The sequence below is a fragment of the Mesorhizobium sp. FG116 genome (genome assembly GCF_057809835.1).
This window is the reverse complement of sequence record NZ_JBMDKS010000002.1, coordinates 192,346-218,220: the sequence shown is the minus strand read 5'-3', so window position 1 is coordinate 218,220 and position 25,875 is coordinate 192,346. Positions and strand designations below refer to the sequence as shown.

The window sequence follows — 25,875 nt, the reverse complement described above, 5'->3', positions numbered from 1 at the left end:
CGGCCTATTTCGTTTCGATCTTCGTGATGCCGCCCATATAAGGCCGCAGCGCATCCGGGACGGAGATGCTGCCATCCTCGTTCTGGTAATTCTCCATGACGGCGATGAGCGCGCGACCGACGGCGACGCCGGACCCGTTCAGCGTGTGGACGAAGAAATTGCCCCTGCCGTCCTTGTCCTTGTAGCGGGCGTTCATGCGGCGGGCCTGGAAATCGCCGCAGACGGAGCAGGACGAGATCTCGCGATAGGTGTTCTGGCCCGGCAGCCAAACCTCGATGTCATAGGTCTTGCGCGCGCCGAAACCCATGTCGCCGGTGCAAAGCGTGACCGTGCGGAACGGCAAGCCAAGGCGCTTCAGCACTTCCTCGGCGCAACCGGTCATGCGCTCATGCTCGGCAAGCGAGCTTTCCGCATCGGTAATGGACACCAGTTCGACCTTGTAGAACTGGTGCTGGCGCAGCATGCCGCGCGTATCGCGACCTGCAGAACCGGCTTCCGAGCGGAAGCAAGGCGTGAGCGCCGTGAGCCGAAGCGGCAGCTTGTCGTGCGCGGTGATCTCCTCGCGCACAAGATTTGTGAGCGGCACCTCGGCGGTAGGAACAAGGCCCAGCCTGCCATCGCCATGACGGACGAAGAACAGGTCTTCCTCGAACTTGGGCAACTGGTTGGTGCCGAACAGCACCTCGTCGCGCACCATCAGCGGCGGCTGCACTTCCGTATAGCCGTGCTCGGTCGTGTGCAGGTCGAGCATGAACTGGCCGAGCGCCCGTTCCAGCCGCGCCAAGTGCCCCTTGAGCACCGTGAAGCGCGCGCCGGACAGCCTGGCGGCATGTTCGAAATCCATCATGCCGAGGGATTCGCCGATCTCGAAATGCTCGCGCACCCAGTTCGGCCGCGCCCCGATCGTGCCGACTTTGTGCACTTCGACATTGTCATGCTCGTCCTTGCCGAGAGGAACGTCTTCAAGCGGCACGTTGGGGATGACGGCAAGCGCGTCGTTGAGTTCCCTGTCGAGGCGACGCTCTTCGGCTTCGCCGTTCTGGATCAAGGTCTTGATGTCACCGACTTCCGCTTTCAGCTTTTCGGCCAGGGCGGCGTCTTTCGCGGCCATTGCCTTGCCGATTTCCTTGGAGGCGGCATTGCGGCGCTCCTGCGCCTGCTGCAATTCAAGCAAATGGGCGCGGCGCGCCTCGTCCTTGGCAACAAGCGCGTCCGCCGTCGATTGCGCATCGGCATCGGACCACGAGCGCCGCTTTAGCGCATCGACAAGGGCCTTGGGGTTCTCGCGAATCCACTTGATGTCAAGCATGGTCGGGCAAATCCTCACTGATGCGCCAAGGGGGTAAACCGCAACCCGAAACGATGCAAGGCACGGCAAAGCGGTGCGTTGCATTTTTCAACGCATGCACGGAATCGGATCAGCACGGTTCTTGCCCAGACGCTGAAATAGGGCAAATGTGGCTTTGTCGGCAAGACAGAGAATGGAGGTCGGTTTAGCGCGATGAGCGAGATCATTCTTCACAACTACTACCGGTCATCGACCTCGTACCGGGTGCGCATCGCGCTTGAAATGAAGGGCATCCAATACCGCTACGTGCCGCACCACCTGCGCCATGGCGAACATCTTGAACCGTCCTATCTTTCGGTCAATCCGCAAGGGCTGGTGCCAGCCCTGATCTGGAGCGACGGAACGCTGCTGGTGCAGTCGCTTGCGATCATCGAATTCCTCGACGAGGTTTCACCCGATCCGCCGCTTTTGCCATCCGACGCGGCGGGGCGTGCGCGCGTGCGCATGCTGGCGCAGATGATTGCCTGCGATATCCATCCGGTGAACAACCTGCGTGTGCTGACCAGCCTGCGCACGGTGTTCAACGCCGGCGACCAGGACGTCATCAACTGGTTCCGCCATTGGGTGAACGAGGGTTTCCAGCCGCTTGAAAAGATTCTCTATTCATCGCCGGAAACCGGCAAGTTCTGTCACGGAGACACGCCGGGCCTTGCCGACATCTGCCTGGTTGCGCAGGTGGTGAACAATGCCCGCTTCAAGGTGGACATGAGCCCCTACCCGACCATCGGCCGCATCCACGCCGCGTGCATGGAATTGCCCGCCTTCGTGCGGGCCGCACCGCAAAACCAGATCGACGCCGAGTAAGTCAGATCTAGGCTGCGGGTTTCTTGCGCCGTTCGTAAAACATGACCAGCGTCTCAGCGATGAGCGCCGGCGTTTCTTCTCCCTCGATTTCGACCGTATTCGAGAACTTCATCAGGTATTGGCCCGGAGCCTTGTCCTGCACCGACACCAATGTAGCGCGCATGCGCACCCGCGATCCAACCTTGACCGGGTTCAGGAACCGGACCTTGTCGAGGCCATAGTTAAAGGCGGCGCGGATGTTTTCGGGCATGAAGCCCAAATCCTGGCAAAGCGCGCCGATGATCGAAAGCGTGAGGTAGCCATGCGCAATCGTCACACGGAAAGGGCTTTCGCGCCGTGCACGCTCGGGATCGGTATGCAGCCATTGGTGGTCACCGGTGCAATCGGCGAATTGATCGATGCGGGACTGATCGACCAGCGTCCAACCGGAGACGCCCAGTTCCTGGCCGGTCATGGTCTTCATTTCATCAAAAGTGAGAGATTTTTCCGTCATGCCGACTTTCTACAAATTCCACGCACGCCCAGTGGCTTCAAAAGCCCGGACACCAAAACACCGACAAGTGTATGAAAGCTTTAAGCTGTCCTACTTGCCCTTTTCGTAACCCTCGCGGATTTCCTCCAACGCGTCCTTGATGCGACTGCGCAAGATATCGACCGATTCAGAGCCCGACTTCTTGACGAGATCGGCGACCTCGCTGGCATTCTTCACCGCGGTTTCAAAGGACTTGCGGGCAAACTCGGTTTGCTTCGCGACCATGTCCTGGGCATTTCCGGGCACTTTGTAGTTCTGCGCCATCTCGCTGATTTCATGGAGCGATTCCTCCAGCATCTCGCGCTGCCGCTTGAAAAGCGAGGAGGCCCCCGCCGCGGATGCCTTGGCCGACTTCTCGAGAGCCTCGAGGTTCTTGCGATGGTGGTCGAGAATGGCATCCACATCGACGTTCGGCATTTTCAAGTCGCGGCCAAACCTCGTGAACATGTCGATAAAGGAATCAGCGTTCGGTTGCTTGGCCATGAGCGTATCTCCATCCAATTGCGCAGCGCCGCGTCACTTCAAGGAACATAGGCCACATAGCCCCGTGGTCAATTGGCTGCGAACAGGTGTTCGAGGCCGAACAGCGCCAACCCGGCCAAGCCGCCGATGAGCATGCCGTTGAAGCGGATGTATTGCAGGTCCCTGCCGATATTGAGTTCGACCAGCCGCGTGAGCTGACCGAGGTCCCAACGCTTGACCTGATCGGCGATGAAGGTTGAAACGCCGCTCTTCTGGTTTTCGATGAAGGATGCGAGTGCGACGACGAAGCCGGCATTCATGTCGGCCCTGATCTGCGGGTCGCGGGCCAGATTGCTGCCAATCTCGACGAACATGTTGGCGAGATGCGAGCGGACGGCGCCATTGGCGCTCTTTGCATCCTGCTCCAGAAACGCCCGCAGGCTGCCCCACAGCGTTCCCGCGAGATCGCGCATTTCCGGCCGTTCGAGCAGGTCCTGCTTCAGCCTTTCCGCGCGTTTCGCATAGTCCTTCGAGGTCTTGAGTCGCTCGATCATGCGGCGCGCGAACTGGTCGAATTCCTCGCGCAAGGGGTGGTCCTGATCGGCCTTGACCTCGTCCAACAGCGCGCCGGCGGAGGCGACGATCTTCGTCAACAAATAGGCATCAGCACGGAAAAGGTTGAAGACGGTGGGCAGTTCATCGTGGATTTTCTGGCGCATGACTGAAAGCGCCCGTTCGTCGTTGAGGAATTTGGCGACCGCGCGGATGAACTCGTCGAACAGCTTCTGGTGGCCGCGATCGTCGGTGAATGCCGAAAGCAGGTCTGCCGCAAGCGGCGCGACCTGCACCTTTTCCAGTTCGTCCAGCATGCGCTTGCCGGCAAATTCGCGCAGGCCGGATTGCTCGATGGCCGAAAGCATCTGCGGCACCAGCTTGCTGACAAATCGGGAAAGCCCGGCTGCGCGCCGGCCATCGGCCAGCCAATCGGCAACAAGTGCCGCGAAATCCACTTCCTTCAGCTTTTCCCTGACCGGACCGGGAGCGAGGAAATTCGCCTCGATGAAGCGGCCGAGATTGTCGGCAATGCGGGTCTGGTTGGACGGGATGATCGCGGTGTGCGGAATGGGCAGGCCAAGCGGCCGCTTGAACAGCGCAACGACTGCATACCAGTCGGCAAGGCCGCCAATGGTGGCTGCTTCGGCAAAAGCGGCGACCAGCGCCATCGCCGGGTAGCGATTTTCCAAAGACTTGGCAGCGATGAAAACGACGATGCAAAGCACCAGCGCACCGGTTGCCAGAAGCTTTGTGCGCCGCAGCGCAGCAATCTTGGCCACGGCATCGGCTGTTGCATCGATACCGGCTATGGCAGCGCTGCCTGAACCCGACATTGACATCCCACCTTCGCGATTCTGCTGCACAAACCTAACACCTCTCGGCGCGAAACACCGAGCTTCTCAAACGACAAGGCTGGCAAGTTGCGCGCCGCTTCTATAGTTGTTGCACCGCCGAAAAGCTGAGGACACACGATGCCGAACAAGAACATCGACCACGCCTTCACCGCCCGCACCGCACTTGGTGCTGCATCGGAACCTACCTATGCCGGCGCTTTGTCTTTCATGCGACGCAGATACACCAAGGACGTCAGGGGCGCGGACGCGGTGGTGTGGGGCATTCCGTTCGACGCCGCCGTGACGAATCGCCCCGGCGCCCGCTTCGGGCCGCAGGCGATCCGCCGCGCTTCGGCCATTTTGGACAATGATCCGCAATATCCGTTTTCGCGCGACCTGTTCGAAAACCTGGCCGTGGTGGACTATGGCGACTGCCTGCTGGACAGCGGCAACCACCAGAAGACGCCGGCCACCATCGAACGGGAAGCCGCGAAAATCCTGAAATCCGGCGCGTTCCTGCTGACGCTGGGCGGCGACCATTTCGTTACCTGGCCGCTGCTCAAGGCACATGCCGCGATCCACGGACCGCTGGCGATGGTGCAGTTCGACGCGCATCAGGACACGTGGCCCGACGACGGCAAGCGCATCGACCACGGCTCGTTTGTCGGCCGCGCGGTGAAGGAAGGCATCATCGATCCCGACCGCTCGATCCAGATCGGCATCAGGACGCATGCGCCGGATACGTTCGGCATCAAGATCCTGCACGGATATGAACTCGAGGAAATGCGCGCGGCCGACATCGCCTATGCCATCGTCGAGCGCACCGGCGGGCGAAAGACATATCTGACCTTCGACATCGATTGCCTTGACCCCGCCTTTGCGCCGGGAACGGGAACGCCGGTGGCGGGCGGGCCATCGTCGGCGCGGATTCTTTCGACCCTGCGTCAACTCGGCCAGATCGATATCGTCGGCGCCGACGTCGTGGAGGTTGCACCGGCCTACGATCACGCCGATATAACGGCCATCGCCGGTTCCATGGTGGCGATGCACTATCTGGGCCTGCTTGCCGAACGCAAGGCGCGCGCGCAGGAAGGCCACAACAACCTCAATCATGGTCAAGGCATCTAGGCCCAAGCGGCAATTCAAGCGGAATAGCGGACAATGAAACCGAAAATCTTCATCGACGGCGAACACGGCACGACAGGGCTCCAGATCAGGACGCTACTGGCAGACCGCCGCGATCTCGATATCATTTCGGTGCCGACCGAACGCCGCAAGGAAAAGGCGGCGCGCGCGGAATATCTGAACGCCGCCGACATCGCCATCCTTTGCCTGCCCGACGATGCGGCGCGCGAGAGCGTATCGCTGATCGAAAACGACACGACGCGCGTGATCGATGCCTCGACCGCGCACCGCGTCGCCGAAGGCTGGGACTACGGCTTTGCCGAAATCGACAAGGGCCAGCCTGCGAAGATCGCGGCTGCGAAGCGCGTCGCCAATCCCGGCTGCTGGCCGCAGGGACCGATCGCGGTATTGCGGCCGCTGGTTGCCGCCGGCCTTCTGCCGGCGGATTACCCCGTGACCGTGAACGGCATCACCGGCTATTCGGGTGGCGGGCGGACCATGATCGAGGATTACGAAGCGAAGGGCGAGAGCGCTTCGGAGTTCCTGCCTTACGGGTTGACGCTGCAGCACAAGCACGTGCCCGAGATCAAGGCCTATGCCGGGCTCTCGCGCGATCCGATCATGCAGCCGGCCGTCGGCAATTTCGCGCAAGGCATGGTGACCGTGGTGCCGCTGCAACTGGGTGCGCTCGACTACGTGCCGACCGGTGCGCAGTTGCACGCGGCGATCGCCGATCACTTCGCGGCCATCGAAGGGGGCGTCGTCGAGGTGGCACCCTACGAGCAGCTCGAGCGCGTGCCGGACATCGACCCGGAGCACTATAACGGTACCAACCGCATGAAGGTGCACGTCTTCGCCAATGATGACCGCGCACAGGCGTTGCTGATCGCCGTCTACGACAATCTCGGCAAAGGCGCTTCCGGCGCTGCGGTGCAGAATCTCAACCTGATGCTCGGCGGCGGGCGTTGACCAAGCCGCCGGATTTTCCGGACGAATGGAAAATCCTCGGCGCCGAGTTCATCGACGAGACGTTCAGCAGCGTGATCTGGAAGGTCACGCAAGCTGACGGGACGGTTGCCGTCGTCAAAGACGTCAAGCAGTTCGACGACATGGAGGACGAGCTGCGCGGCGCGCATCTGCTGGCGTGGCGGCGTGGAAATGGATTGGTCCGCCTGCTTGGCCGACACGGCAATTCGATGCTGCTGGAATATGCCGGCGAGCGCCATCTTTCCGAAGGTCTGGACGAAGCGATGGACATGGCCGCGACTGAGGTTGCGGCGCAGGTGATGCAGAGCCTGCACAGCGCAAGCGACCACCCTGCCCCGGCAGAACTTCAACCATTGTCCGAGCGGTTCGCCGCCTTGTTTGCAAAGGTCGAACGGGACCGCGCGGCAGGCTTGTCGTCACCCTACGTTGAGGCTGCCCGGGTGGCGCAGCATCTGCTTGATGATGCCGAGGGCGTGCGCCCGCTCCACGGCGATCTCCACCACGACAACATCCTGTTCGGCGCGCGCGGCTGGCTGGCCATCGATCCAAAGGGCGTGCTGGGCGACCCCGGCTTCGATGCGGCGAACCTGTTCTACAATCCGCTGGACCGCGACGAGCTCTGCCTTGCGCCGGAGCGCATCGCCCGGATGGCGGATGTGTTTTCACATTCGATGAGGCAGGACCCGCGCCGCCTGCTCGACCATGCTTTCGCCTATGGCTGTCTCTCTGCAGCCTGGCACCACGACGACGGAAACAGCCGCGACGAAAATCGCGAACTGGCCGTGGCCTCGGCCTTGTGCGCGGTCAGGGCAAGCTTCTAGGCGCGTTGCCCAGGCAACGGATACGCGCCCTTGGTGCCGCGCCAGTGGGCGGCGGCGAAGCCGAGCACGACCAAGGCAAAACCCTGATGCGTCAGCGCCAGATGCAACGGCACCTGCATCACCAGCGTCGAAATGCCGATGACAGCCTGCAGCGTGATCAGCACGAACAATACGGCTGAGCGACGTGCATGGGTCGTTCCCGGCAAACGCCGATAGGTGGCAATTGCGTGCCACAAGGCCACGATGAACAAGGTGTAGGCGCCGAGCCGATGGATGAACTGCACGGTTTTCGGGCTTTCGAAGAAATTGCGCCACAACGGCTCAATAACGAAGAGATCGCCGGGGATGACCTTGCCATCCATCAAGGGCCATGTCGTGTAGCTCAAACCCGCATGGAGGCCGGCGACCAGCCCGCCAAGATAGATCTGGACCAGCGCCAGGAATACGAGAATGCCGGCAAGGCGTTGGGTGGATCGGTCGGCGGCAGGTTCCGAATGTGGCGCAAGGCCACGCGCAACAACCATGGTGGCGGTGAAAATCAGGGAAGCGAGCGTCAGGTGGATCGCAAGCCTGTACTGGCTGACGGAAACCCGCTCGACGAGGCCTGACGCCACCATCCACCAGCCGATGGCGCCTTGCAGCCCGCCAAGCGCCAGTATGCCGGCAAGCTTCGGCACCGTGCCGCGCTCGATGCGGCGGGTCAGCCAGAAGAAAACCAGCGGGATCGCGAACACGAAGCCAACCCCGCGCGCCAGGAGACGGTGCGCCCACTCCCACCAGAAAATCGACTTGAACTCATGGACCGTCATGTCCGAGTTGAGCTGGCTGAACTGCGGAATCTGCTGGTATTTGAGGAATTCCTCCTGCCACTCGACATCGTTGAGCGGCGGAATGACACCATGGATCGGCTTCCACTCGGTGATCGACAGGCCGGAACCCGTCATGCGGGTCGCGCCACCGACGAGCACGAGCGCAAACAGCACCAGCAAGATTGCATAGAGCCAAAAGCGCACCAGCGTGCGGTTGCGCAGCGCGCGATCCCTGCCCTCGGCAGACATTATGGGGTGGCCAGCGTCAACAACCATGCCGATCTCCAACGACTGAAGTCGCGGATTGGTGGACCAAGGCCTCCCCCGTGGCAAGGCCGGACGGCGCGGCACGCAGTCGCGCCGATCACGACAGGTTGCGTATTGCTCCGACAAATTCTAATCGAAACCGGCAACAGAGATATTCATATGCCCGTTCGGCTGAAGAAACTCATCGGTACGATCCTGCTCGTCGCGCTGGTCGTCATTTATGCGCTGGTGGCCACGATCGTCGCCGTGGCGCAACTGTCCGAGTCGGGTCCGGTCGTACATCTCCTGTTTTTCCTATTCAGCGGCCTGCTGTGGATTTTGCCGGCGATGGCGATCATCAAATGGATGATCGTGGAGCCGAAGCAGAAGAGCTGATCGCTTCCTGCCGGCGGGTTGCCTATAAGTTGCAAAGGCCCGTCATCCTTTCATTTATCTTTTGGCCCTAGGCTTCCGCCCAATGCCAATGTCCAAAAGAAGCGCTGGTGCGATGGCCAGTGGCTCCATGATGATTGATGCTGCCCCGTCAGTTGCGAGGCTCGACCAATCGAAGACCGACGCCATGAACGCCGCATCGTTTGAGGCGCGCATTACTGCGTCCGTAGTCGGCGGCGCGGACAACGCCACAACCGGATATGACGATTTATGCCGGCGAGCGGTGTTCGCCCCGTCGCAAAGCGCTTCATGGGTGTCCAACTGGATTGCCGAGTGCCGGCCGGATTTCCTGATTGCCACTTTGTATTCGGACGAGCAGCCGATCCTGGCGCTGTCCTTGGAAGTGGTGTCAGCGGGTCCTTTCCGCATTGCCCAGTTCATGGGCGGACGGCACGCCAACGGAAATTTCCCGGCCACTGACATCGAGCGGCTGCCCAGGGAAACGGAGCGGCCCCTGGCGCTGCTTTTGGAAGCGATTTCGAGACAACGCCCCGACATCGACGTGATCTCGCTCAACCGCCTGTTGCCTGAACTGGATGGCAGGCCCAACCCGTTCCTGGCTTTCCCAAGTTCGATCAGTCCAAACGTTTCTCTCGCGGTCGATCTGGCAGGAGGGTTCGAGGCCCTGCTTCAGCGTCCGAATGGAGTCCGCAAGCAAAAGAAGCATCGCTCGCAGGGGCGCAAGCTCGAAAGCTTCGGACCGTGCAGGCGGATCGAAGCGAAGACGTCGCAAGAAGTCGGCGTGCTGCTCGACGCATTCTTCGCCATGAAGGACGCGCGCTTCAGGAAAATGGGCATTGCCAACGTTTTCGCCGCTCCCGAGGTGCGCAGCTTTTTCGTGAAGCTGTTTGTCGATGCCTTGAGCGAAACCCGCCCGCCCTTCGTGCTTCATGGCCTCGAAGTCGGTGGAATCCTGCGGGCGGTCACCGGATCAAGCCGTTGCGGATCGCGCCTCATCTGCGAATTCGGTTCGATAACCGACGACGAGCTCGCCCATGCCAGCCCGGGCGGCTTCCTGTTCTTCGACAATATCCGCGAAGCCTGCGAGCAAGGCTTTGCAGTCTATGACTTTTCCGTCGGAGACGAGCCGTACAAGCGCAACTGGTGCGATCTGGAAATCCAGCACAGGGACGTTCTGCTGCCCCTGACGATGAAGGGCCGCGCCTTCGCCTTCGGCCTGCACCAGAACGCCAGGCTGACCGCCTATATCAAGAGCAACCCGGCGATCTGGCGCTTGATGAAAAGCGTGCGGCGCAAGGCAATCGGTCAAAGCGCGAACCAGCAGGAAAGCCGAGAAGAAGGTTAGGCGCTGACCGTCTCCGGGACCGTCGCCAGCACATCGGCTGAGAAGCGCAGTTCGCGCAACGGGCGAACCGCTCGCGTCGTTGCCTCGTAAAGAGGATGCGCCTTGAAGGCGTCCAATGCTGCATCGTCATCGAACTCGGCGTAGACGACGATGTCGATGTCGTTGGCGTAGAGATCGACCTTGCGATTGACGGTCACTTCGAAATGGCGGGAGTGCGGGATGTGCCCGAGCGCCATCAAGCCGGATCGCACCGTCTCGACATCGACGGCGGCTTTGACGGTGAAGAACACGATGTGCCGGATCAACTCGGCCTCCTGATGGAAATCTGACCTGCCGGACATGCCATCACAGGCAGTATTATTGAGCGGCGTTTTGGTTCAGACACGTCGCCGCGTCAATCGGCACGATGTCGCGCCACCTTGGCCGCGAGGCGAAAAACAGGTCAGCCAGTGACCATCCGCACGACATTCTTCACGCTTCGGACTGAAAAATCCAAGTATTGGCCATCGTTATAAAGGCCGTCCCAAATGACCAGAAGAGCCACACTAACGATGATGATGACGTAGCGCATGGCCTTGGTTAGCGCATATCAACGCCAACAGCTATAGCGGCTGTGCAACGGTCGACAAATCCCGCGCCACGCCTTGCCTGCGGCAAAAAGCTCAGCGCCAGCGGCCGATAAAATATCGTCAAGCGACACACATTGCGTCACTATACTTTTCAAAGAAGACAAATGATCGGGCGGAGGAAGACTATGGCTGACGGCGACAATCCGACACCCATGACGGATTGGGCAGACATCCGCCAATGGCGCAAGGCGGAACGGGAACGCCTGATCGCCGCACGACTTGCCGTTTCCGCCGATATACGCGCTGCGATGTCGGCGCGCATTGCCGAAGGCCTCGATCGCGTGATCGGCGATCCTTCGGGGCGCATGGTGAGTCTCTATTGGCCGTTTCGAGGCGAGCCGGACCTACGCCCCTGGATGGAGAGCATCAACGCGCGCGGCGGGAAAACGGCGTTGCCGCTGGTGATAGACAAGGGCCAGCCGCTCGTTTTCAAGGCCTACAAATCCGGTGACCGCCTTGAAAAGGGCGTCTGGAACATCCCGATCCCTGCCGAGGGCGATCCGGTTTATCCCGATGTCGTTATCTCGCCGATCGTGGGCGTTGACCCCGGCAATTATCGACTGGGCTACGGCGGCGGCTTCTTTGACCGCACACTCGCAGCGATGCCGTTCAAGCCACTCGTCATCGGCATAGGTTACGAACTGCAGCGCATTGCGACCATCTACCCGCAGAAGCACGACATTCCGATGGACAAGATCGTGACCGAGGCATCCGCCGGCTGAGCCTTCGCCTCAGATAAGTTCCGGCTTCAGGCCAAGGGTCGTGCGGTCGATGATCTCGCGAAGGGCGAAGGACGAATTGATCTTCGTCACATGCGGCATAGCCGACAGCCACTCCTTGTGGATGCGCTCGTAGTCTGCGAGGTCCTTGGCGGCGATACGCAGGACATAGTCGTACTCACCCGACATCAGGTGACAGGAAAGCACGTTGGGGCAGCGTTTGATGGCGGCCTCGAAGTCGGACAGGGTCTTCTCGAACTGGCCCGAAAGCGATATGTGGACGATCACCGTGGTCTGGTGGCCAAGCGCGGCATTGGAAAGCTGGGCATGATAGCCCCTGATCGTGCCGGACCGCTCGAGGTTGTCCAGCCGCCTCGAACAGGCGGATTGGGACAGGCCGACTTTCTCAGCCAGCGCCGCATTGGGCATGCGTCCATCCTTCTGAAGCGTGTCAAGAATAGCGATATCGATCCTATCCAGCGCCATTTTTCGTGAATCCTGCGACAAGTGAGCAATTTGGCGCAAGCAATAGCGAAGATGCCTCATCCCGGCAAGCTCCTTCGCAAACACATGCGAGGCGATTCATGAAAGACTGCTGATATTGCAGGTCGTTATGGGATGGCCTGGAGGAGACAAGAAATGCGCGTTGGATGCCCCAAGGAAATCAAGAATCATGAGTATCGCGTCGGACTGACGCCCGGATCGGTTCGTGAATACGTCGCACATGGCCACGAAGTGCTGGTTGAGACCGGTGCGGGCGGCGGCATCGGTGCCGATGACAACGCCTACCGCGCCGCCGGCGCGGCGATCGCGGCCACGGCCGCCGACGTGTTCGCCAAGTCCGACATGATCGTCAAGGTAAAGGAACCGCAGCCCAATGAGTGGGCGCAGTTGCGCGAAGGCCAGATCCTCTACACCTATCTCCATCTCGCTCCCGATCCCGAACAGACCAAGGGGCTCATCGGCTCCGGCGTGACCGCAGTCGCCTATGAGACTGTCACCGACGACCGTGGCGGCTTGCCTTTGCTGGCGCCGATGTCGGAGGTTGCGGGCCGCCTGTCGATACAGGCCGGCGCAACCGCCTTGCAGAAGGCCAATGGCGGACGCGGCGTGCTTTTGGGCGGCGTGCCCGGCGTTCCGCCCGGCAAGGTCACGGTCTTGGGCGGCGGCGTCGTCGGTCTGCACGCGGCCAGGATGGCGGCTGGCCTCGGGGCTGACGTCACCATCATCGACCGATCGATCCCGCGCCTGCGCCAGCTCGACGACCTGTTCGGTGGACGCGTCCACACACGCTATTCGACGGTCGAGGCGCTGGAGGAGGAATGCTTTTCCGCCGATATCATTGTCGGTGCGGTGTTGATCCCCGGTGCGGCGGCTCCCAAGCTTGTGACGCGCGAAATGCTGTCCGGCATGAAAAAGGGCGCTGTTCTGGTGGACGTGGCAATCGACCAGGGCGGCTGCTTCGAAACCTCGCATGCAACCACGCATGCCGACCCCACTTATGAGATCGACGGCGTCATCCACTATTGCGTGGCCAACATGCCGGGCGCCGTGCCGGTGACATCGGCGCATGCGCTCAACAATGCGACCCTGCACTATGGCTTGCAGCTTGCCGACAAGGGCCTGAAGGCGCTGGTTGACGATCAGCATCTGCGCAACGGATTGAACATTCACAAGGGCAGGATCACCAACAGGGCAGTGGCCGAAGCGCTCGGCTACGAGATGTCCGAGCCGAAATCCGTCTTGGCCGCCTGAAGCCGTCTACACATAAATTTGATGCCCGCGAGCCCTTCTCGCGGGCATTTTTGTGCCGACAGGCGGGTTTTCCTAGCTTTTCCTACGCCATTTGGCCGATTCCGGCTAATCGATTTGATTAGAATAGTTGCATACGGGTTACACCCAAAACGTCTGACTTATGATACATACAACTTATAGGTTTTATTTTGGGGACTTGAAATGCTGCGGGTATCTAACTCGAAAACGCTTCTACTGTGCACGTCCGCTCTGCTGGCTCTGGGGACTGCTGCTTACGCTGCCGACCCGCAGCTGCCGGCCGAAGCGCCTTCCGGCTTCAACTGGAGCGGTGCATATGTCGGCGCAGGCGTAGGGGTTGGTGCGGTTGTGCATCGCTTCGAGATCACTGATGGCGTCAACTCGGCAAGCATCAATGGGCTCGGCGGCGAAGGCGTCTTCGGCGAAGTGACTGCCGGCTACGATCACATGTTGTCGGACCGCGTCCTTCTCGGCGGTTTCATCGACGCGCATTTCGGCAACATCGGCCCGACGATCGAAGCAAGCAGTGGTGGCGTCTCTGTCGCGGACATTGAACTGACCAACAGCTATGGTTTCGACGCCGGCGCGAGGCTCGGCTACGTGGTCGCTCCCTCCACCCTCGCCTACGTGCTTGGCGGCTATGGCTGGCAGCACTTCAAGCTCGATGGCAGCATTCCCGGCGGTCCGGCGATATCGTTCAGCGAGGACCGCAGCGGCTACATCCTGGGCGTCGGCATGGAAACGGCCGTTTCCGGCAACTGGACTTTGAAGACGGAGTACCGCTATTCCGACTACGGCAACGACGTGATTGCCGACCTCGGCGGCGGTACGGTCCTCAAGATTCAACCTTCGACGCACACATTCCACGTCGGTGCGAATTACCGCTTCGGCGCGCAAAATGGCGGGGGCGCCTCCTTTGCAGCACCTTCCTACGACTGGACGGGCTTCTATGCAGGCGGAGCGCTGGGTGCCGGGTCGGTTGTGCATGACCTGTCCATCAATCCCGGCGGCGGCATCATCGATGCGAACGGCATTGGCGGTGAAGGCGTATTCGGCGAAGCCAGCGTCGGCTACGACCATGATTTCGGCACCTGGGTCGCAGGCGTCATGCTCGACGCGCGCTACTCCGGCATTTCGACCGACATCGATGGCGCGGCTCTCGGGATCGACGGGAAGATCGAGGCAGACTACGGCTTCGACGTCCTTGCCCGTGCCGGCATGAAGGTCAATGAATCGACCTTGGCCTATGTTCTCGGCGGCTATAGCTGGCAGCATTTCGACGTCAACGCGGCAATCGGCGGTGCGCCGTCGACTTCGCTGTTCGATTGGGACTCAAGCGGCTTCTCGCTGGGTGGCGGTCTCGAAACGGCGGTGACCGACAATGTGACCGTCGGTCTTGAATATCGCTACTCGCAATTCTCCAACGAGGACTTCTCGGATCTGCTCGGCGCACCTGCCGGCACGGTGGGAGTTGAGCCGTCGTTCCACACCGCCCGCCTCGGCCTGAAGTACAAGTTCAACTAAGACCCGGCGGACAAGCATTTAAGGGCTCGCTTTCGCGAGCCCTTTTTTTGCGCTCAGAGAAGATCAAAAGCACGGGCGTGAGACGCGCAGGCAGATACAGGCTTCAGATAGCCTGATCGACTTCAGGCTTTACCGAGAGGCGTCAGCAGCCTGATTGGACGTTAGACACCGAGGGATTTGAGCTTCCGGTGCAGGGCCGAACGTTCCATGCCGATGAACTCGGCGGTTCGCGAGATATTGCCGCCGAAGCGGTTGATCTGGGCGATCAGGTAATCCTTTTCGAACTGCTCGCGCGCTTCGCGAAGCGGCAGCGCCATGATGTGCTGGTCCGACTGGTTGGGCGTACGCGGCATGACATCGCCAATTTCGGACGGCAGCAAGTCCGCCGTGATTGGCGATTCAACATCATCGCCCCGCGCCAGGATCATCAGGCGTTCGACATTGTTGCGTAGCTGGCGGACGTTTCCCGGCCAGTTGTGTGCCTGAAGAACCGCCATGGCATCATCGCCGATGCGCCGCGATTTCATGCCCGCCTGGCGCGCGATCTGCTTCATGAAATGATCGACCAGATAGGGGATGTCCTCGCGCCGCTCGGCAAGGCCCGGAACATTCACCGGAACCACGGCGAGGCGATGGTATAGGTCTTCCCGGAAGCGGCCATCCGCGATCATTGCCTCCAGGTTCTGGGAAGTAGAGGTGATGATGCGAACATCGACCTTGACACGCTTGGTGCCGCCTACCCGCTCGAATTGCTGCTCGACAAGAACACGCAGGATCTTGTTTTGCGTCTCGCGCGGCATGTCGGCAACCTCATCGATATAGAGAATGCCACGGTGTGCCTCTTCGAGCGCACCGACCTTGCGTTCGGTGCCGTTCGATTCGGTGCCGAACAGCTCGATTTCCATGCGCTCGGGCGTGATGGTCGCCGCGCTTAGCGTCACGAACGGGCCGCTCTTGCGGGCTGACAGGGCGTGGATCGCGCGCGCCGCCAGTTCCTTGCCGGAACCCGAAGGGCCTATGATCATGACGCGGCTGTTGGTCGGCGCGATACGTTCGATCGTCTGGCGCAACTGGCTCATGGCCGACGACATGCCAATGAGGTCGAAGGTCTCGCCGCTGCGCTGCTTGAGGTCTGAAACCTCGCGCTTGAGCTTCGACGTCTCGATGGCGCGTTCGGCAACGAGGATGAGCCGGTCGGCCTTGAACGGCTTTTCGATGAAATCATAAGCACCTCGGCGAATGGCCGAGACGGCGGTCTCGATGTTGCCGTGACCCGAGATCATCACCACCGGCAGATTGGGGTGCATCGTCTTGATCTCGTCCAGCAAGGCTAGGCCGTCCAGCCGCGAGCCTTGCAGCCAGATGTCGAGGAAGATGAGACGCGGTGCACGGTCGGCGATGGACGCAAGCGCACTATCGGCGTCGTGCGCGGTGCGCGTCTCGTGGCCTTCGTCGCTGAGGATGCCCGCGACCAGTTCCCGGATGTCTTCTTCGTCATCAACGATGAGAATGTCAGACGCCATTGTCGACCTTTTCAGTTTCTTTTGAGGATGGTGCGCTGCTTTCGATTGGTGTTGCCGACGAAGCCGGCAAAATCATGCTGATCATGGCCCCGCGCCCGCCATAAAAATCGGCTGGCGCATCATGAAGTTCCAGATGACCGCCGTGGTCTTCCACGATCTTCTTGACGATAGCGAGGCCGAGGCCGGTGCCCTTGTCACGCGTGGTCATATAGGGCTCAAGAAGGCGCTGGCGATGCTCGCGCGGCAAACCTTTGCCGTTATCCATCACATCGACCCTGATAGAATCACCTTGCCGCTCGGCTCGGATGCGGATGGCATTGGCGGTCCCGTCGCTACGCTCGACGCCTTCCATCGCTTCCGAAGCATTCTTGATGACGTTGCCGAATGCCTGGGCGAGCAACCGGCTGTCGAACGTGCCCTTGAGCGGTTTGTCGCCAAACGAACGCTCGAAGGTGATGTCGGGCCGGCTCACCTCGACGAGGAACGACGCCTCGCGCAAGGCTTCACGTAGATCGAGCTCTTTCATTTCCGGTTTTGGCATACGCGCGAAGGACGAGAACTCGTCGACCATGCGGCCGATGTCGCCAACCTGCCGGATTATCGTGTCGGTGCACTGGTCAAAGACCTCGCGGTCCTCGGTGATCACCTTGCCGTAGCGGCGCTTGATGCGCTCGGCCGACAACTGGATTGGCGTCAGCGGATTCTTGATTTCGTGCGCGATGCGGCGCGCCACATCTGCCCAGGCTGAAGTGCGCTGCGCCTGGACAAGATCGGTGATGTCATCGACCGTGACAACGTAGGATTTGGCGGCAGTATCGTTGTCCTCCTCCTCCATGGTCACCTGGATATTGTAGGTTCGCTCGGCGCCAAGCCGGGAGAAGGTCACCTGCTCACGATATGCGGACTTGTCAGACATGCGCCCGATTTCAAACGCGCGTCCGACCAAAGGCAGGAGAACCGAAAGGTTTTGCCCAATGGCCGTTTCGGCCGGAATGCCCAGCATGGTTTCAGCGGATCGATTGACGATGGTGACGATGCCCTCGGCATCCACGCCGATAACACCCGCCGTCACGCCCTCAAGCACGGCTTCGGAAAACCGGCGGCGCTCGTCGATCAGGTCTTTCGCGGACAACAGTTCGTTGCGCTGCGACTTGAGCTCCAGAAGCATGTTGTTGAACGTGTCGCCGAGTGAGGCGACGTCGCCATCCGACGGACGCACGGGAACCGACACGTCGAGATTGCCAGTAGCCACCTCGTCGGCGGCGCCGATCAACTGGCGGATTGGGCGAACCAGCCGATCCGCAACGGCAATGCCCGTCCAGATCGATGACAGGATGATAATCAGCGTCAGCGACAGATAGGGCAGCGCGAAAGCGAGCTGCGAGGGACGCCGGTTGGCTTCCAGGCCACGATATTCGTCTGTGTTCGCTCGAACGATCTGCCGGGCCTTGATGACTTCGGGATCGACCAGCTTGATGGTGTAGAGATAAAGTCCCTCGATCTCCCTGAGCTTGACGATTGCGCCCATGATGTTGCGCGTGCGCGGTTCGATGAGCACAGGCTTGCCGTCGGTTGCCGTTTCGACCGCGCCGCTTGGCGGCTCAGGCATGGCAAAATCCACCTGGGTGTCGGCGCTCATCACGAATGAACCATCGGGCTTGACCAGCGCCGCATGCGCCAATCCACGTCCGACGGCTTCCTTGTTCATAAGATCGAGAAAACCGGTGCGATCCAGGCCGTAGAGCGTGCGGGCATTGTCGAGGTCATAGGCCATCGAAAGGGTCGTGCCCTGCAGGTTGCGGGCATTTTCCTGCACATAGGCGTCGGCGATGGAGAGCGACGAATTGATGATGGTCTTTGTGCGGATCTCGAACCAGCGGTCGAGGCCGATGTTGAGCGTGACCGACGCAACGATAGCCACCATGATGGCCGGGATTGCAGCGACCAGGACGAACATCGTCACGATGCGCACATGCAGGCGGGACGCCGCTTTTCCGGTGCGCCGCGCCATGGCGATGCGATGCACTTCGCGCACGATCAGCACGATCAGGGCCAGGATGAAGGCAGCGTTCAGACCGATGAGGACAAGCGTGGTGTTGGAATCAGGCGCAATCGGCGTGATGCCGACAAGAATTGCGAACGACACGGCAGCCGCGAGCAGCGCTCCCACAATGGCGAGAATGCCAGGCAAAGCCAGCAACCGCCGGGCTTCCTGGAAGCCGCTTTTGCGAAAGCGTAGCCCGCTCAATGAGGGTACCTGAGTTGCCATCTCGCCGACTGAAACCATGGATTGAGTCACATGTATGCAACGCATTGTGGCGATTATGCAACAAAGACTCGGCCTGAATGTGATTTTCAACGGCTTTTCATGTGCCGCAACGTCAGGTGCAAATGCAGCACCTACCAAACAGGTTCGGATCGGCTAGCGGCCGCCTTTCAGCGAGCGGACTTGTAGACGTTGATGCCGAGGTCGCGGATTTTCTTGCGCAGCGTGTTGCGGTTGAGGCCAAGCAGATCGGCCGCCTTGATCTGGTTGCCGCGTGTTGCGGTCATCGCGGCCAGCACCAGCGGATACTCCACTTCCTCCAAAATCCTTTGATAAAGGCCGGGCGGTGGCAGTTCGCCGCCGAAGGAAGCGAAATGGCGCTGCAGGTAGTGCTCCATCGCCTGCCCGATCGACAGCGTCTCGGGAATGAGTGTCGCCGCGACAGCTTCTCCGGGCGTTTCGCCAACGCTCAGTTCCGCCTCGATGATTTCGGCAGAAATCTCGTCTTGGGTATAGAGGGCGGCGAGCCGGCGGATCAGGTTCTCAAGCTCGCGCACATTGCCCGGCCACGCATAGCGCTTCATCAACTCGATGCCGGCGGGCGAAATCTGCTTCGCTTGCAAGCCTTGGCTTGAGCCGGCCTTGAAGAAATGCCGGACAAGATCGGGAATGTCCTCGGAGCGTTCGCGCAAGGGCGGAAGCCGCAGCGGCACGACGTTCAGGCGGTAGAACAGGTCCTCGCGGAAAAGCCCCTGATTGATCAGGGCGCGCAGGTCCTTGTTGGTTGCCGCAACGATGCGCACATCGGTCTTGATCGGCGTGCGGCCACCGACGGTGGTGTATTCGCCCTGCTGGAGCACGCGCAGCAGGCGGGTCTGCGCCTCCATCGGCATGTCGCCGATCTCGTCGAGGAAAAGCGTGCCGCCCTCGGCCTGCTCGAAGCGCCCGGTGGAGCGGTTCTGTGCGCCGGTGAAAGCGCCTTTCTCGTGCCCGAAGAGCTCGGATTCGATCAGATCGCGCGGGATTGCGGCCATGTTGATGGCGACGAAGGGACCGCCACGGCGACGGCCATATTCATGCAGCGCACGCGCCACCAGTTCCTTGCCGGTGCCGGATTCACCGCTGATCATGACGGTCAGGTCCGTCTGCATCATGCGGGCAAGCATCCGGTAAATGTCCTGCATCGCGCCGGATCGTCCGACCAGCGGCATGTTCTCCGGTTGGTCGTCCAGCCGCGGCTCGATCTTCGGGCGGCGCGGTTCAGACAGAGCGCGGTTGACGATGGCGAGCAGTTCGGTGAGGTCGAAGGGTTTTGGCAGGTATTCGTAGGCCCCGGCCTCGGAGGCGCGGATGGCGGTCATGAAGGTGTTTTGCGCGCTCATCACGACGACCGGCAATTCGGGGCGCGCCTTCTTGATGCGCGGCAGCATGTCGAACGCGTTTTCATCAGGCATCACCACATCGGTGATGACGAGATCGCCCTCGCCGGCGGCGATCCAGCGCCACAGGGTTGCGGCGTTCGAGGTAACGCGCACCTCATGGCCAACGCGCGACAGCGCCTGGTTGAGCACTGTGCGGATGGCGGCGTCGTCGTCGGCAACGAGGATGTGGCCTGGCGTGGTCATGGGCGGCTACCCTCGCTATCGGCATCGAGGCCGGTCGGCAGTTCTTTCCAGGCCGGCATCAGCACGCGGAAGGTAGTTCCGCGCGGCGTGGTTTCGCACTCGACAATGCCGCCATGTTCGCCAACGATTTTTGCCACCAGCGCGAGGCCAAGGCCGGAGCCGTTCGGCTTGGTGGTGATGAAGGGGTCGAACAGGATCGGCAAAATGTCCTCCGAAACGCCCGGCCCGTTGTCGTGAACGCAGAATTCCAACGGCAGCGAGACACGCTCCTGCGTGCCGGGGACAGACATGCGGATGCCTGGCCGGAATGCCGTCGAAAGAACGATTTCGCCCAAGGGATCGCTGCCGACCGCTTCCGCAGCGTTCTTCACAAGGTTCAGGAACACCTGGATCAGCTGGTCACGGTTTGCATAGACCGGAGGCAATGATGGATCATAGTCTTCGAAGATCTTGATCTTGTTTGCGAATCCATTTCTGGCAATCGCCTTTACGTGATCCAGGACCACGTGAATGTTGACCGGGTATCTGTCGATGGGCCGCTCGTCGGAAAAGACTTCCATGCGGTCGACTAGCGCCACGATGCGGTCTGTCTCATCAGTGATGAGCCGCGTCAGCGCGCGGTCTTCGTCGGAGGCGGATTGTTCGAGCAATTGCGCGGCACCGCGAATGCCCGACAGCGGGTTCTTGATCTCGTGCGCCAGCATTGCCGCCAGACCGGTGACGGAACGGGCGGCGCCGCGATGCGTCATCTGGCGGTCGATCTTGTCGGCCATCGAGCGTTCCTGGAACATGACCACCACGGAGCCTGGAAACTCCGGCACGGGCGCAACGTAGAGATCGACCATCTTCTCGATGCCGAGGCGTGGCGAGGAGACATCGACCCGGTACTCGTTGACCGGAGCGCGGCGTTCGCGAACCTGATCGACAAGCGTCAGCAGCGGGCTGCCGAACGGGATCAGCTTCGACAAGGTGTTGCGGGCAAGCGTTGCAGCGCTCGAGCGGAAGAAGTCTTCCGCATCCGCATTGGCAAACGAGATGAAGCCGTCCGGATCGACCATGATGACCGGCCGCCTGATGGTGTTGAGCAAGACCTGCGCGGCATCCGCAGCGCCGGAATCTTGAGCCTGCGCGATGGTCATGCGGCGATTCCCAGGGGGGCAGCGTTTGACGATAGCGTGTCGCGCAGCAGGGAGATGACGGTAGCCGGTTCGCTGCAGGTGAGGATCGCCTTGCGACGTTCCAGCGAAACAGCGGGACCGTGGCGGTCGAGATACCAGCCAAGATGCTTGCGCGCCTGCCTCAGCCCGCTTTCCACGCCATAAAGGGTGAGCATGTCTTCGTAGTGTGAAACGATATAGTCGATGAGGTCAGAAACCTGTTCGGGTCGGGCCGGAGTTTCCGTTCCCAGAGCCGCAGCAGCGACACTGCCCGCCGTCCACGGAGCGCCATAATGCGCGCGCCCGACCATCACGGCATCGGCTCCCGATTGCTGCAGGATGCCGGCGGCATCCTCGGCAGAAGTGACATCGCCATTGGCGACGACGGGAATGGAGACGGCGGCCTTGATGCGGGCGATAGCGCGCCAGTCCGCCTTGCCGTTGTAGAACTGGCAGCGCGTGCGGCCATGCACCATCACCATCTTCACACCGGCCTGTTCGGCGCGGCGCGCGAGCATTGGCGCGTTGAGCGCATTCTCGTCCCAGCCGAGACGCATTTTCACGGTGACCGGAACTTCGACCGCGCCGGTGACTGCCTCGATCAGCGAAAGCGCGTGGTCGAGGTCAAGCATCAAAGCCGACCCGGCATAGCCGCCCGTGACCTTCTTGGCGGGGCAGCCCATGTTGATGTCGATGATGTCGGCACCCTCGCCCACGGCGATGCGCGCGGCTTCGGCCATGTGAATTGCTTCCCGCCCGGCAAGCTGCACCATGTGAACCGGCAGACCGGAATGGCGGATGCGGACGTTGAAGCCGGCCCTGCCCTTGGCCAATTCGCCGCTGGCGACCATCTCGGACACGACCAGCCCTGCGCCATGCTGATAGGCGCGCTTGCGGAACGGGTCGTCGGTAATGCCAGACATCGGCGCCAGGAACACGCGATTGCGTATTTCGACGCCGCCTATCTCAAGCGGTCTGGCCAGAACGGTCACATCACTCATGCACAAAAACCAAGCAGATTTCCTTGTTGCATAATTACTAGACAAGTTGGGATCGGCGCGCAACGCGCCATGACGCCACATTGAGGCTAATTTTGGAAAATGCTGGTTTTCTACGAAGGTCCCGACTAAGCACCAGCCATGGCGGACCCGACCAACATTTCCCCGGCAGGACGTGCGAACCGGATCGCGGCGGTCATCGTTGCCGCCGGGCGGGGCGAGCGCGCGGGACAAGCTGATGGACCCAAGCAATACCGCATCATCGGCGGTCGCGCCGTCATTGCGCATACGCTTGAAATATTCCTGTCGCACCCGATGGTCGACATTGTGGTCGTTGCGATCCATGCTGACGACAGGGAACTTTTCGATCACGCCGCGGGAATTGACTGCGAACGGGTCATCAAAGTCATCGGTGGGCCGACCCGACAGGAGTCCGTGCGGCTTGGACTTCTAGCGCTGCGGGATCATGCACCCGCCAAGGTGCTGATCCACGACGCGGTGCGGCCCTTTGCCGATGGCGAACTGCTCAGCCGGACCATCGAGACGATTGGGGACAGCCAAGGTGCGCTGCCGACGCTGCCAGTGGCCGATACACTAAAGCGCGAGGCGTTCGGCGGTATGGTGGGCGAGACCGTGCCACGCGCCGGCTTGCACAGTGCGCAGACACCGCAAGGCTTTCCCTTCGCTCCGATCCTCGAAGCACATGAGAAGGCGCACCTGATCGGCCGCCACGACTTCACCGACGATGCCGCGATTGCCGAATGGGCGCGCATTCCGGTCAAGCTGGTGCCCGGCTCGCCGGACAATGTGAAACTGACCTGGGCAAGGGATATTGCGATGGCCGACCAGAGGCTGAAGACGACGGCTCCGAGCTTTCCCGATGTGCGCACCGGCAATGGCTACGACGTGCATTCGTTCGAGGTGGGGGACCATGTAACGCTTTGCGGCGTCGCCATCCCGCATTCGAAGAAGCTTTCCGGCCATTCCGATGCCGATGTCGGCTTGCACGCCCTGACCGACGCGCTGCTGGCGACTTGCGGTGCTGGCGATATCGGCACGCATTTCCCGCCATCAGAGCCGCAATGGAAAGGTGCCGCGTCGCGGATATTCGTCGAGCATGCCGTCAAGTTGGTGCGGGAACGCGGCGGGCGCATCGCCAATGCCGACGTGACACTCATATGCGAGGCACCGAAGGTCGGACCGCATCGCGAGGCGATGGTTGCGGCCTTGTCGACGATGCTCGGCATTTCGGGTGAGCGGATCTCGATCAAGGCGACGACGAACGAGAAACTGGGCTTTGTCGGCCGCGAGGAAGGCATTGCGGCCATCGCGACGGCAAGCGTGATCTATCCCGGCGAGGTACCGGAATGACCGAGGCTGGCACGGGTGAAGTAAAGCAGGCCGATATCGGCGATCTGGCCGACCGCTTTCTGAAAGCCTGCCACAGGCACGGCATCCTAGTGGCAACGGCCGAAAGCTGCACCGGCGGCCTTATCATCGCAGCGATGACCGACATACCGGGGTCGTCGTCGATGGTGGACCGCGGTTTCGTCACCTACTCCAACGAAGCCAAGATGGACATGCTGGGCGTTTCCGCCACGACCTTGGACGCACACGGCGCGGTGTCATCCGAAACCGCATACGAAATGGCCAAGGGAGCGCTCGAGCGATCAAGAGCGGGCATCGCGCTCGCTGTTACAGGCATTGCCGGCCCCGATGGCGGCAGCGCCGAGAAGCCGGTCGGCCTGGTCTGGTTCGGACTGGCGCTGACGGGCAAGCCTGTGATGACGGAAAAGCGGATTTTTGAAAATCGCGGCCGCGACTTCATCCGCCGCGAGACGGTTCGCCACGCGCTGACGATGGGCCTAGACGCGCTGGCGAAGTGAGATCGGTCAGGCCACGTCCGGCGCAGGCTTTTCGGATACGCCGGTGCCATAGATGACGTCGGCTCGCTTTTCGAACGCTTCCGAGAACATGCGAAAAGCGCGGTCGAACATCGTACCCATGACAGCGCCGAGCAGCCGGCTCTTGAACTCATAGTCGATGAAGAAGCGCACGAAACATCCGTCGCTCGCCGGCTCAAACCCCCATACATTGCTGAGGTACTTGAAGGGACCATCGATGTATTTGACGTCGATGACCTTCTCGTCGGGCTTCAGCAGGACCTGCGTGGTGAAGCTTTCGCGGATCGCCTTATAGCCGACGCTCATGCTGGCGACGAGCAAAGTGCGGCCATCGCGTTCGCGGCGGGACTGCACAGTCAGCGCCTCGCACAACGGCAGAAATTCAGGGTAGCGCTCCACGTCTGCGACCAGCGCAAACATTTCGTCCGGCGAATGGGCGACACGGCGGGTGGCTTCGAATTGCGGCATGAAACCGGGAAGCTACGCTGACTTGGCCAAGACTGCCTCGCGCGCGGCCCTCAGCCGCGCAAAATCCTCGCCGGCATGGTGCGAGGAGCGCGTGAGCGGGCTCGACGCAACGAGCAGGAAGCCCTTGGTCTTGCCGATCGTCTCGAACGACTTGAACTCATCCGGCGTGACGAAGCGGATCACCGGATGGTGCTTCTTCGACGGCTGCAGATACTGGCCGATGGTCATGAAGTCGACATTGGCCGAGCGCAGGTCGTCCATCAATTGCAGCACTTCGTGCCGCTCTTCGCCGAGCCCGACCATGATGCCCGATTTAGTGAAGATCGACGGATCGAGTTCCTTCACCCGCTGCAGCAGGCGAATGGAGTGGAAGTAGCGCGCGCCGGGTCGCACGGTCAGGTAGTTCGACGGTACGGTTTCCAGATTGTGGTTGAAGACGTCCGGCTTGGCAGCCACGACGACTTCCAGGGCACCGTCCTTGCGCAGGAAATCAGGCGTCAGGATTTCGATGGTGGTCTTCGGCGTCGCCGCACGGATGGCATGGATGACATCGGCGAAATGCTGGGCACCGCCGTCAGGCAGATCGTCGCGGTCAACCGAAGTGATGACGACGTGGGTAAGGCCCATGGTCTTCACGGCGGTCGCGACACGTTCCGGTTCGCCGGCATCGAGCGCCGTCGGGATGCCGGTGGCGACGTTGCAGAAGGCGCAGGCGCGGGTGCAGATCTCGCCCATGATCATGAAGGTGGCGTGCTTCTTGTCCCAGCATTCGCCGATATTGGGGCAGCCCGCCTCCTCGCAAACCGTTACCAGCTTGTTCGACTTCACAATCTCGCGTGTTTCGGCATATCCCTTCGACACGGGAGCCTTTACGCGAATCCAGTCGGGCTTGCGCAGAACTTCCTGATCCGGCCGATGCGCCTTTTCGGGGTGCCTGACGCGAGGTGGGTTGGCGATGTTGTCGAGGACGGTGACCATCTTCAATCCGTTCTATACCGGGCGCTTCAT

The 25,875-nt window shown here is 61.2% G+C and carries 25 protein-coding genes; 11 read left to right on the top strand and 14 right to left on the bottom strand.

Annotation, left to right across the window (positions count from 1 at the left end):
• Window positions 1-4 precede the first annotated feature (4 nt).
• Window positions 5-1,309: a serine--tRNA ligase gene (serS, locus tag ACODTY_RS03000; protein WP_488992802.1), complete on the bottom strand. Its 1,305-nt coding sequence runs from the start codon at window positions 1,307-1,309 to the stop codon at window positions 5-7.
• A 192-nt stretch (window positions 1,310-1,501) separates the two neighbouring features.
• On the opposite strand from serS, the gene maiA reads away from it, so the two are divergent.
• Entirely contained in the window at window positions 1,502-2,152 is a 651-nt protein-coding gene (maiA, locus tag ACODTY_RS02995; protein ID WP_488992801.1) for a maleylacetoacetate isomerase, read from the top strand.
• Window positions 2,153-2,159: 7 nt separating this feature from the next.
• On the opposite strand, the gene ACODTY_RS02990 is transcribed toward maiA, so the two are convergent.
• From ACODTY_RS02990 to ACODTY_RS02980, 3 genes are all read right to left on the bottom strand, one after another.
• Window positions 2,160-2,645 carry a MaoC family dehydratase gene (locus ACODTY_RS02990; RefSeq protein WP_488992800.1) on the bottom strand — a complete coding sequence of 162 codons (486 nt, stop codon included), beginning with the start codon at window positions 2,643-2,645 and terminating at the stop codon, window positions 2,160-2,162.
• A gap of 90 nt (window positions 2,646-2,735) precedes the next feature.
• Window positions 2,736-3,167, bottom strand: a complete 432-nt coding sequence (locus ACODTY_RS02985) for a phasin family protein (protein ID WP_488992799.1) — start codon at window positions 3,165-3,167, stop codon at window positions 2,736-2,738.
• A gap of 68 nt (window positions 3,168-3,235) precedes the next feature.
• On the bottom strand, window positions 3,236-4,534 hold the full coding sequence (locus ACODTY_RS02980; RefSeq protein ID WP_488992798.1) for a DUF445 domain-containing protein: 1,299 nt from the start codon (window positions 4,532-4,534) through the stop codon (window positions 3,236-3,238).
• Window positions 4,535-4,672: 138 nt separating this feature from the next.
• Here ACODTY_RS02980 and speB point away from each other — a divergent pair, with 138 nt between their 5' ends.
• Genes speB through ACODTY_RS02965 form a run of 3 tightly spaced genes read left to right on the top strand, consistent with a single transcriptional unit; the run spans window position 4,673 to window position 7,467 of the window.
• Window positions 4,673-5,662 (top strand): agmatinase, encoded by a 990-nt coding sequence (speB, locus tag ACODTY_RS02975; protein WP_488992797.1) that lies wholly within the window; start codon window positions 4,673-4,675, stop codon window positions 5,660-5,662.
• Between the two features lie 33 nt (window positions 5,663-5,695).
• Entirely contained in the window at window positions 5,696-6,628 is a 933-nt protein-coding gene (gene argC / locus ACODTY_RS02970; RefSeq protein ID WP_488992796.1) for an N-acetyl-gamma-glutamyl-phosphate reductase, read from the top strand.
• Window positions 6,625-7,467, top strand: a complete 843-nt coding sequence (locus ACODTY_RS02965) for an aminoglycoside phosphotransferase family protein (protein WP_488992795.1) — start codon at window positions 6,625-6,627, stop codon at window positions 7,465-7,467. The genes argC and ACODTY_RS02965 overlap by 4 nt, the downstream gene beginning before the upstream one ends.
• On the opposite strand, the gene ACODTY_RS02960 is transcribed toward ACODTY_RS02965, so the two are convergent.
• On the bottom strand, window positions 7,464-8,552 hold the full coding sequence (locus ACODTY_RS02960) for a COX15/CtaA family protein (RefSeq protein ID WP_488992794.1): 1,089 nt from the start codon (window positions 8,550-8,552) through the stop codon (window positions 7,464-7,466). The genes ACODTY_RS02965 and ACODTY_RS02960 overlap by 4 nt on opposite strands.
• Window positions 8,553-8,702: 150 nt before the next feature.
• Between ACODTY_RS02960 and ACODTY_RS02955 the strand changes: the two genes are divergently transcribed.
• Both ACODTY_RS02955 and ACODTY_RS02950 read left to right on the top strand, forming a co-directional pair.
• Window positions 8,703-8,918, top strand: a complete 216-nt coding sequence (locus ACODTY_RS02955) for a DUF2842 domain-containing protein (protein ID WP_488992793.1) — start codon at window positions 8,703-8,705, stop codon at window positions 8,916-8,918.
• Window positions 8,919-9,045: 127 nt separating this feature from the next.
• The gene (locus tag ACODTY_RS02950) at window positions 9,046-10,281 is read left to right on the top strand and encodes a GNAT family N-acetyltransferase (protein ID WP_488992792.1); all 1,236 of its coding nucleotides are present in this window, start codon (window positions 9,046-9,048) and stop codon (window positions 10,279-10,281) included.
• Here the strand turns inward: ACODTY_RS02950 and ACODTY_RS02945 are convergent.
• A complete protein-coding gene (locus ACODTY_RS02945; protein WP_488992925.1) occupies window positions 10,278-10,586 on the bottom strand; it encodes a Dabb family protein in 309 nt (102 codons plus the stop codon). The two genes, ACODTY_RS02950 and ACODTY_RS02945, sit on opposite strands and share 4 nt — an antisense overlap.
• 449 nt (window positions 10,587-11,035) lie before the next feature.
• Here ACODTY_RS02945 and ACODTY_RS02940 point away from each other — a divergent pair, with 449 nt between their 5' ends.
• Window positions 11,036-11,632: a 5-formyltetrahydrofolate cyclo-ligase gene (locus ACODTY_RS02940; RefSeq protein ID WP_488992791.1), complete on the top strand. Its 597-nt coding sequence runs from the start codon at window positions 11,036-11,038 to the stop codon at window positions 11,630-11,632.
• A 9-nt stretch (window positions 11,633-11,641) separates the two neighbouring features.
• On the opposite strand, the gene ACODTY_RS02935 is transcribed toward ACODTY_RS02940, so the two are convergent.
• Window positions 11,642-12,115, bottom strand: coding sequence for an Lrp/AsnC family transcriptional regulator (locus tag ACODTY_RS02935; RefSeq protein ID WP_488992790.1), 474 nt, complete (start codon window positions 12,113-12,115; stop codon window positions 11,642-11,644).
• Window positions 12,116-12,268: 153 nt separating this feature from the next.
• On the opposite strand from ACODTY_RS02935, the gene ald reads away from it, so the two are divergent.
• Complete coding sequence (gene ald, locus ACODTY_RS02930; RefSeq protein ID WP_488992789.1) at window positions 12,269-13,384, top strand: alanine dehydrogenase; 1,116 nt, start codon at window positions 12,269-12,271, stop codon at window positions 13,382-13,384.
• A 201-nt stretch (window positions 13,385-13,585) separates the two neighbouring features.
• Window positions 13,586-14,926 (top strand): outer membrane protein, encoded by a 1,341-nt coding sequence (locus ACODTY_RS02925; protein WP_488992788.1) that lies wholly within the window; start codon window positions 13,586-13,588, stop codon window positions 14,924-14,926.
• A 161-nt stretch (window positions 14,927-15,087) separates the two neighbouring features.
• Here the strand turns inward: ACODTY_RS02925 and ntrX are convergent, their stop codons facing one another.
• The 5 genes from ntrX to dusB all read right to left on the bottom strand — a co-directional run bounded on the left by ntrX (window position 15,088) and on the right by dusB (window position 22,498).
• Complete coding sequence (ntrX, locus tag ACODTY_RS02920; protein ID WP_056242534.1) at window positions 15,088-16,449, bottom strand: nitrogen assimilation response regulator NtrX; 1,362 nt, start codon at window positions 16,447-16,449, stop codon at window positions 15,088-15,090.
• Complete coding sequence (locus ACODTY_RS02915; RefSeq protein WP_488992787.1) at window positions 16,439-18,763, bottom strand: sensor histidine kinase NtrY-like; 2,325 nt, start codon at window positions 18,761-18,763, stop codon at window positions 16,439-16,441. Before ACODTY_RS02915 ends, ntrX begins: the two co-directional genes overlap by 11 nt.
• 122 nt (window positions 18,764-18,885) lie before the next feature.
• Window positions 18,886-20,340 (bottom strand): nitrogen regulation protein NR(I), encoded by a 1,455-nt coding sequence (gene ntrC, locus ACODTY_RS02910; protein ID WP_488992786.1) that lies wholly within the window; start codon window positions 20,338-20,340, stop codon window positions 18,886-18,888.
• The gene (locus ACODTY_RS02905) at window positions 20,337-21,479 is read right to left on the bottom strand and encodes a two-component system sensor histidine kinase NtrB (RefSeq protein ID WP_488992785.1); all 1,143 of its coding nucleotides are present in this window, start codon (window positions 21,477-21,479) and stop codon (window positions 20,337-20,339) included. Before ACODTY_RS02905 ends, ntrC begins: the two co-directional genes overlap by 4 nt.
• A complete protein-coding gene (dusB, locus tag ACODTY_RS02900; RefSeq protein ID WP_488992784.1) occupies window positions 21,476-22,498 on the bottom strand; it encodes a tRNA dihydrouridine synthase DusB in 1,023 nt (340 codons plus the stop codon). The genes ACODTY_RS02905 and dusB overlap by 4 nt, the downstream gene beginning before the upstream one ends.
• A gap of 138 nt (window positions 22,499-22,636) precedes the next feature.
• On the opposite strand from dusB, the gene ACODTY_RS02895 reads away from it, so the two are divergent.
• Both ACODTY_RS02895 and ACODTY_RS02890 read left to right on the top strand, forming a co-directional pair.
• A complete protein-coding gene (locus ACODTY_RS02895) occupies window positions 22,637-23,866 on the top strand; it encodes a bifunctional 2-C-methyl-D-erythritol 4-phosphate cytidylyltransferase/2-C-methyl-D-erythritol 2,4-cyclodiphosphate synthase (protein WP_488992783.1) in 1,230 nt (409 codons plus the stop codon).
• Complete coding sequence (locus tag ACODTY_RS02890) at window positions 23,863-24,381, top strand: CinA family protein (protein ID WP_488992782.1); 519 nt, start codon at window positions 23,863-23,865, stop codon at window positions 24,379-24,381. The genes ACODTY_RS02895 and ACODTY_RS02890 overlap by 4 nt, the downstream gene beginning before the upstream one ends.
• 6 nt (window positions 24,382-24,387) lie before the next feature.
• On the opposite strand, the gene ACODTY_RS02885 is transcribed toward ACODTY_RS02890, so the two are convergent.
• Together ACODTY_RS02885 and lipA are read right to left on the bottom strand one after the other, a co-directional pair.
• The gene (locus tag ACODTY_RS02885; RefSeq protein ID WP_056242545.1) at window positions 24,388-24,867 is read right to left on the bottom strand and encodes a type II toxin-antitoxin system RatA family toxin; all 480 of its coding nucleotides are present in this window, start codon (window positions 24,865-24,867) and stop codon (window positions 24,388-24,390) included.
• 12 nt (window positions 24,868-24,879) lie between these two features.
• Window positions 24,880-25,845, bottom strand: a complete 966-nt coding sequence (gene lipA / locus ACODTY_RS02880; RefSeq protein ID WP_488992781.1) for a lipoyl synthase — start codon at window positions 25,843-25,845, stop codon at window positions 24,880-24,882.
• Window positions 25,846-25,875 lie beyond the last annotated feature (30 nt).